This is a genomic window from Bathymodiolus azoricus thioautotrophic gill symbiont (assembly GCF_001298715.1).
Lineage (GTDB): Bacteria > Pseudomonadota > Gammaproteobacteria > PS1 > Pseudothioglobaceae > Thiodubiliella.
Map to the genome: position 1 here is coordinate 1 of NZ_CDSC02000468.1, position 5,874 is coordinate 5,874.

At 38.9% G+C, this 5,874-nt stretch carries 7 protein-coding genes; 6 read left to right on the top strand and 1 reads right to left on the bottom strand.

Translation table 11 applies throughout. The features are described from left to right. Positions 1–253 precede the first annotated feature (253 nt). The 6 genes from BAZSYMA_RS10570 to nadC are packed head-to-tail and all read left to right on the top strand — an operon-like array spanning position 254 to position 5,068. On the top strand, positions 254–382 hold the full coding sequence (locus tag BAZSYMA_RS10570; RefSeq protein ID WP_277621620.1) for a lipoprotein: 129 nt from the start codon (positions 254–256) through the stop codon (positions 380–382). A 7-nt stretch (positions 383–389) separates the two neighbouring features. Continuing rightward, the gene (gene lysA / locus BAZSYMA_RS08910; RefSeq protein WP_090718228.1) at positions 390–1,628 is read left to right on the top strand and encodes a diaminopimelate decarboxylase; all 1,239 of its coding nucleotides are present in this window, start codon (positions 390–392) and stop codon (positions 1,626–1,628) included. Then, entirely contained in the window at positions 1,621–2,862 is a 1,242-nt protein-coding gene (locus BAZSYMA_RS08915; RefSeq protein ID WP_090718210.1) for a tetratricopeptide repeat protein, read from the top strand. Before lysA ends, BAZSYMA_RS08915 begins: the two co-directional genes overlap by 8 nt. Beyond that, entirely contained in the window at positions 2,859–3,161 is a 303-nt protein-coding gene (gene yhbY / locus BAZSYMA_RS08920; protein WP_090718215.1) for a ribosome assembly RNA-binding protein YhbY, read from the top strand. Before BAZSYMA_RS08915 ends, yhbY begins: the two co-directional genes overlap by 4 nt. A 7-nt stretch (positions 3,162–3,168) precedes the next feature. After that, positions 3,169–4,254 carry a lipid-A-disaccharide synthase gene (gene lpxB, locus BAZSYMA_RS08925; protein WP_090718219.1) on the top strand — a complete coding sequence of 362 codons (1,086 nt, stop codon included), beginning with the start codon at positions 3,169–3,171 and terminating at the stop codon, positions 4,252–4,254. Beyond that, a complete protein-coding gene (gene nadC, locus BAZSYMA_RS08930) occupies positions 4,247–5,068 on the top strand; it encodes a carboxylating nicotinate-nucleotide diphosphorylase (protein ID WP_090718221.1) in 822 nt (273 codons plus the stop codon). Before lpxB ends, nadC begins: the two co-directional genes overlap by 8 nt. A gap of 21 nt (positions 5,069–5,089) precedes the next feature. On the opposite strand, the gene cysQ is transcribed toward nadC, so the two are convergent. Next, positions 5,090–5,874, bottom strand: a 785-nt coding sequence (gene cysQ, locus BAZSYMA_RS08935; protein ID WP_338152907.1) for a 3'(2'),5'-bisphosphate nucleotidase CysQ, incomplete at its 5' end; no start/stop codon positions are given.

The window sequence follows — 5,874 nt, forward strand, 5'->3', positions numbered from 1 at the left end:
GAATATGGAACGAAATGAGAGAAAAGATAGGGACTTATGAAGCGATGTTAAAGAAACAAGATAAAGTGGTTAGAAATAAAGGGGCGAAGAGAAAGTAAATACAATGGAAGACTTTTGTGGTGTTTGAGCTGTTAGTTTAGGGTATAGAGGACATCAAGTAAAAGCATTGCTTGCGCAATATTCTGATAAAACAAATAAACTGTATCAACAGCCTCTCTGTTAAAATAAACAGTTATTAAACAGAGAAGACAACATGAAAAAAACTATCAAATTAATGGCATTAACTTTCATCATTATCGGGCTTTCTGCTTGTGGCAGAACGGGCGAATTAGAAAAAGTTAAGTCTTCATCTGTTACATCTGTTGTAACGCATATTGCATAAAAAACACTTGGGATTTTCTTACAAAAATCAAATACTGCACGCTGAATCTGTTGCTATAACAGATTTAATGGCAGTTTACGGCTCACCACTTTATGTGTATTCTCGCATGGATATTGAGAATAATTGGCGTGAGTTTGATCAAGCATTTGGCGACCATCCGCACTTAGTTTGCTACGCTGTTAAGGCAAATTCTAACCTAGCAGTTTTAAATGTATTGGCAAAATTAGGCAGCGGATTTGATATTGTTTCTATTGGTGAGTTAGAGCGTGTGCTTGTAGCGGGTGGTAAGGCAGGCAAGTGTGTATTCTCAGGTGTAGCAAAAACCAAAATAGAAATCGAGCGAGCACTCGAAGTGGGTGTGCGTTGTTTTAATGTAGAGTCTGCTTCTGAGCTTAGTAGAATAGAATCAGTCGCACGCTCCGTTGGTAAGCAAGCACCGATTTCTATTCGCGTTAATCCTAATGTGGATGCCAAAACCCATCCTTATATTTCAACGGGGCTTAAAGAAAATAAATTCGGTGTTGATATGAGTAATGCGATTGATTTGTATCAACAAGCACAAGATTCTAAATATCTCAATGTACAAGGCCTAGATTGCCATATTGGCTCACAAATTACCGAAGTATCTCCATTTTTAGACGCACTTGACAAAGTTTTGGTATTGCTCAAACAGTTAAAAGACAAAGGTATTGGTATCACTCATCTAGACTTAGGCGGCGGTATCGGTATTGACTATGAAGGCGAACAAACGATTGATATTCAAAATTATATTGATGTAATGATCAGCAAAGTAGAAAATATTGAGATAATTTTGGAGCCTGGTAGAGCAATTGTGGGAAATGCAGGTATTTTTATGACCAAAGTTGAATTTTTAAAGCAAAATTCAGAGCACTCATTTGCCATTGTTGATGGTGCCATGAATGATTTATTGCGCCCCAGTTTTTACAACGCCTATCACCAAGTCCTGCCCATCAACAAAAACGCCAAAGGCATCCAAGCCCACTGGGATTTAGTTGGCCCCATCTGTGAAACTGGTGATTTCCTTGCCAAAAACCGAGCCCTATCCCTCAGCGAAGGTGATTATTTGGCGTTAATGTCAGCAGGTGCCTACGGCTTCACCATGAGCTCTAACTACAACACCCGCCCCCGTGTGGCGGAAGTGATGGTCTCAGGTACAAACCACCAACTGGTTCGACAGCGAGAAAGTGTGCAAGATTTGTTTGCACAGGAGCGATTGTATGAGTGAGAAGGATATTAACAAAATGACGCTTGAAGAGTTGAAGGCAGAACATGGCAAGATTAAGGATAATCATACTAGAAAAATTGAAATTCTTACTCAAATTATCAAACTTGATCCAAATGATTTCGTGGCTTTTAATAATCGTGGCATTTCTTATGACGACTCAGGCAGGTACCAAGAAGCCATTAATGATTATGACCAAGTTATTGCTCTTAATCCAAAAGGTGCTATGGTTTTTAATAATCGTGGCAGTGCTTATGCATACTTAGGTAAGTACCAAAAAGCCATTAATGATTATGACCAAGCTATTGTTCTTAACCCAAAATTTTCTGAGGCTTTTAATAATCGTGGCGTTGTTTATGGCAACTTAAGAAAGTATCAAAAAGCCATGGAGGATTACGACCAAGCTATTGTTCTTAACCCAAAAAATGCTAAGGCTTTTAATAATCGTGGCAATGCTTATACCAATTTAGGCGAGTATCAAAAAGCCATTGAGGATTATAACCAAGCTATTGTCCTTGACCCACAATATGCTGAGGCTTTTTATAATCGTGGCGTTGTTTATGCCGACTTAGGCGAGCATCAAAAAGCCATTGAGGATTACGACCAAGCTATTGTCCTTAACCCAAGATACGCTGAGGCTTTTTATAATCGTGGCGTTGCTTACAGAAAGCTAGGAAAGCTAGGAAAGCTGCTAGGAGGAAAGGAAGACAAGGCGATTGAAAAGGAAGACAAGGCGATTGAAGATTTTAAAACAGCGGGAGCGTTAGACCCTAGTATTCTTTCAGAGAAAATTAAAAAAAGCAATCAAGAAGTGCAAGATTTTCAAAGAATTTTAGAAGAGTTAGGAAATAAACATCAAGAGGAAGAAGATAACTGGTTTAAATGGAGCAAATGGGCAATTGCAATAACTTTAAGTTTGATAGTGTTAGTGATTATTTTGATTGCCTATGGTGCTTTCAAGAGTAGCGATACTTATATTATTTATGTTTTTTCTTCTGTTGTCACACTTGCCATTATTCGCCAATACACCAACGCCAAATCATTACGCATTGAGGCAAGCAACCGTGTGGCAATGGCAAAAATGTTCGAACGAGTGAAAAATGAAAATAGCGCATACCAACAAGAATTTTTACCCAAGTTAACAGATGCCATTGTGTATTCCACCACCCAAACAAAAAACAATACCGATGGATTGATAGAAAAAATAACAAATATATTGGAAAAACTTAAAAAATGAATAAACTAACCAACAACCAAAAAAAGTTCTTACGCTCTCGTGGGCATGCACTCAAACCTATTGTAATGGTTGGACAACACGGCTTGAGTGAGTCGGTGCTGGCAGAGTTAGAATCAACCATGACCAAACATGAGTTGTTAAAAATCAAAATTCGTGCAGATGATAAGCACGATAGGCAAACAATGATTGATGAGATTGTTAGCATCACTCAGGCGCATTTAATACAGGTGATTGGCAATATAATGGTGATTTATCGTGCCTTTAATGAAGAGCCACAAATTATCCTGCCACGCAAATAATACACCTATGAAAATTGCCATTAGCGCTGCGGAAGTCTCAGGTGATTTAATCGGATCTAAGTTGGTGAGTGCGTTACAAGCGCAGGACAACAATATTCAAATACAAGGCCTAGTAGGTGACAAAATGCTTGAAGCTGGATGCACGCAGTTGTGGGACCAAAAGCGTGTGAATGTGATGGGCTTTAGCGAAGTGTTGAAAAAACTGCCTGCGCTATTACGCCTTAGAAGTACGATTATTCGTTACTTTTCTACCAACAAGCCTGATGTTTTTATTGGCGTGGACAGTCCTGATTTTAATTTTGTGATTGAGAAAAAACTCAAACAACGAGGTGTTAAAACACTACATTTTATCTCCCCTTCAGTATGGGCTTGGCGTCAAAGTCGTATTAAAAAAATCAAAAAATCAACCGACTTGGTGTTGTGTTTATTTCCATTTGAAGTGGATTTTTATCAACAGCACAATCAACGCGCTGTGTTTGTCGGGCACCCGTTGGCTGAAACGCTACAGCCAAGAATCAATTACCAAAGCAGTAAAAACATTTTATTAATGCCGGGCTCTCGTGAGAGTGAAATTACCAAATTATTGCCTGAAATGTTGACAGCGGCAGCGCTTATGACGGAGCAAGACCCAGAGTTAAAATTCCACTTAGCATTGGCAAATGATGAGCTGCTTGCGTGGGTGACGCCACTTGCTAAAACTGCAAATGTGCGTATTTCTACGAGTGATGCACATCAGCGTGCTGTCCAGTCAGATTTAGTGTTGGTGGCTTCTGGCACCGCTGCTTTGGAATTGGCGCTGTTGGGTGTGCCGATGGTGGTGGTGTATAAGTTATCAGCGTTTAGTTATTTTATTGCATCAAGATTGGTCAAAATCAAACACATCAGTTTGCCCAATATTATTGCTAATAAAAATTTAGTACCTGAGCTTATTCAAGATGATGCAAATGGGGAAAATATTGCCAAACACGCACTGGAAATTTTAAATAGTGATACAACAATATTAACGCAAGCCTTTAAAAATATCCATCAACAACTCAATCTCAATGCCAGTGAAGAATCAGCACGCATTATTCGTGAATTCGTTAATGAGTAAAATAAACGACATGGTTGCTTTGGCGTTAGATGAAGACATTGGTACGGGGGATGTGTCTGCCAGTTTGCTTGATGACAAAATAGTATCCGCACAAATTATTGCCAGAGAACCAGCGGTGATTTGTGGTATTGAATATGCACAAATAGCATTTCTGTCACTTGATAAAAATATTCAACTTGAATGGCATTTAAGTGATGGTGATAGTATTCAAAGAAATCAAGTTTTGTGCACCTTATCAGGCGCTACCAATGGTATTATCAGCGCTGAAAGAGTGGCGCTTAACTTCTTACAAATGCTAAGTAGTGTTGCAACGCAAACCAAGACTTTGGTGGGTAAGATTGCACATACTAATGCACATCTTCTAGATACAAGAAAAACCATCCCTGGGTTACGACTGGCACAAAAACAAGCGGTTGAGTGTGGCGGTGGTATGAACCATCGTATGGGTTTGTATGATTGTGTGATGCTTAAAGAAAATCATATTATTGCCTCGGGTTCAATCAAGAATGCTGTGCAATTAGCCAAAGAGCAATATCCAAATTTGCCTTTGATTGTTGAAGTAGAAAACTTGACACAACTTAGCGAAACGCTAACCTTGTTAGGCATCACTCGAGTGCTTTGTGATAATTTTTCAATTGCTGATTTGATCCAAGCGGTAGAGTTGACGAATAACGAATTCCCCTTAGAGGCTTCTGGCAATATTGATAAAGATACAATTGTAGCGGTGGCTGAGACTGGTGTTGATTATATTTCTACTGGCTCTATGACCAAAAACATACAAGCTATTGATTTATCATTAAGATTTCTTAATTAATCTGATAACTGGGCTTATCAATTATTTGCCTGAGGCAAAGAAAATAGGAGATAGTAAATCATCTTTGGTGTTGTATTTGAGTGGATTGTCATTTTCATCAAGCACTGAACCCCCAGCATTTTGCAAAATACAAGCACCTGCTGCTGTATCCCATTCGCAGCAAGGGCCAAATCTAGGATAGTAGTCGTAAATCCCCTCGGCAATTTTACAAAATTTCAGCGCACTGCCTAAGCAAGAAAGTTGATGCTCACCAAGTTGTTCAAGATGTGCTTGTAGTTGTTGATTGTGCGCTGAATAGTGTCCAGTTACCACGCGTAGTGGTTGTGTTGCTACGCATACTTTGAGGCGTGTTTTAATGTTGTTATGGATTTGGTAAGCGCTGTTGTCAAAGCCATAATAGTGTGTATGAGTCAGTGGTGCGTAAACCAATCCAAAAATTGCCTGATGATTTTTAATATAGGCAATACAAATGCAAAACTCTCCTGTTTGCTCTATAAAATCTCGTGTCCCGTCCAGTGGGTCAATTAACCAGTATTCCTGCCATTTTGAGCGTTGTTTAAAAGCAATAGCATCAGATTCTTCGGATAAGATTGGGATATTTTGCGTTAGTTGAGATAAGGCGTTAACAATGGATTGGTGTGCATTTTTATCAGCGATAGTGAGAGGTGTTTTATCTGCTTTTAACTCAACTTTAATGTCATTTTTATAATACGACAAAATCTCTTCACCAACATTGGTGGTCAATTCAATTAATTGTGGGAGGATTTTGTCAAATGTCATATGAGTATCATACCTTATGTGTAACT

Coding starts and splice junctions, on each gene's coding strand:
- BAZSYMA_RS10570 (WP_277621620.1), top strand. CDS start 254: ATGAAAAAAACTATCAAATTAATGGCATTAACTTTCATCATTATCGGG.
- BAZSYMA_RS08915 (WP_090718210.1), top strand. CDS start 1,621: ATGAGTGAGAAGGATATTAACAAAATGACGCTTGAAGAGTTGAAGGCA.
- yhbY (WP_090718215.1), top strand. CDS start 2,859: ATGAATAAACTAACCAACAACCAAAAAAAGTTCTTACGCTCTCGTGGG.
- lpxB (WP_090718219.1), top strand. CDS start 3,169: ATGAAAATTGCCATTAGCGCTGCGGAAGTCTCAGGTGATTTAATCGGA.
- nadC (WP_090718221.1), top strand. CDS start 4,247: ATGAGTAAAATAAACGACATGGTTGCTTTGGCGTTAGATGAAGACATT.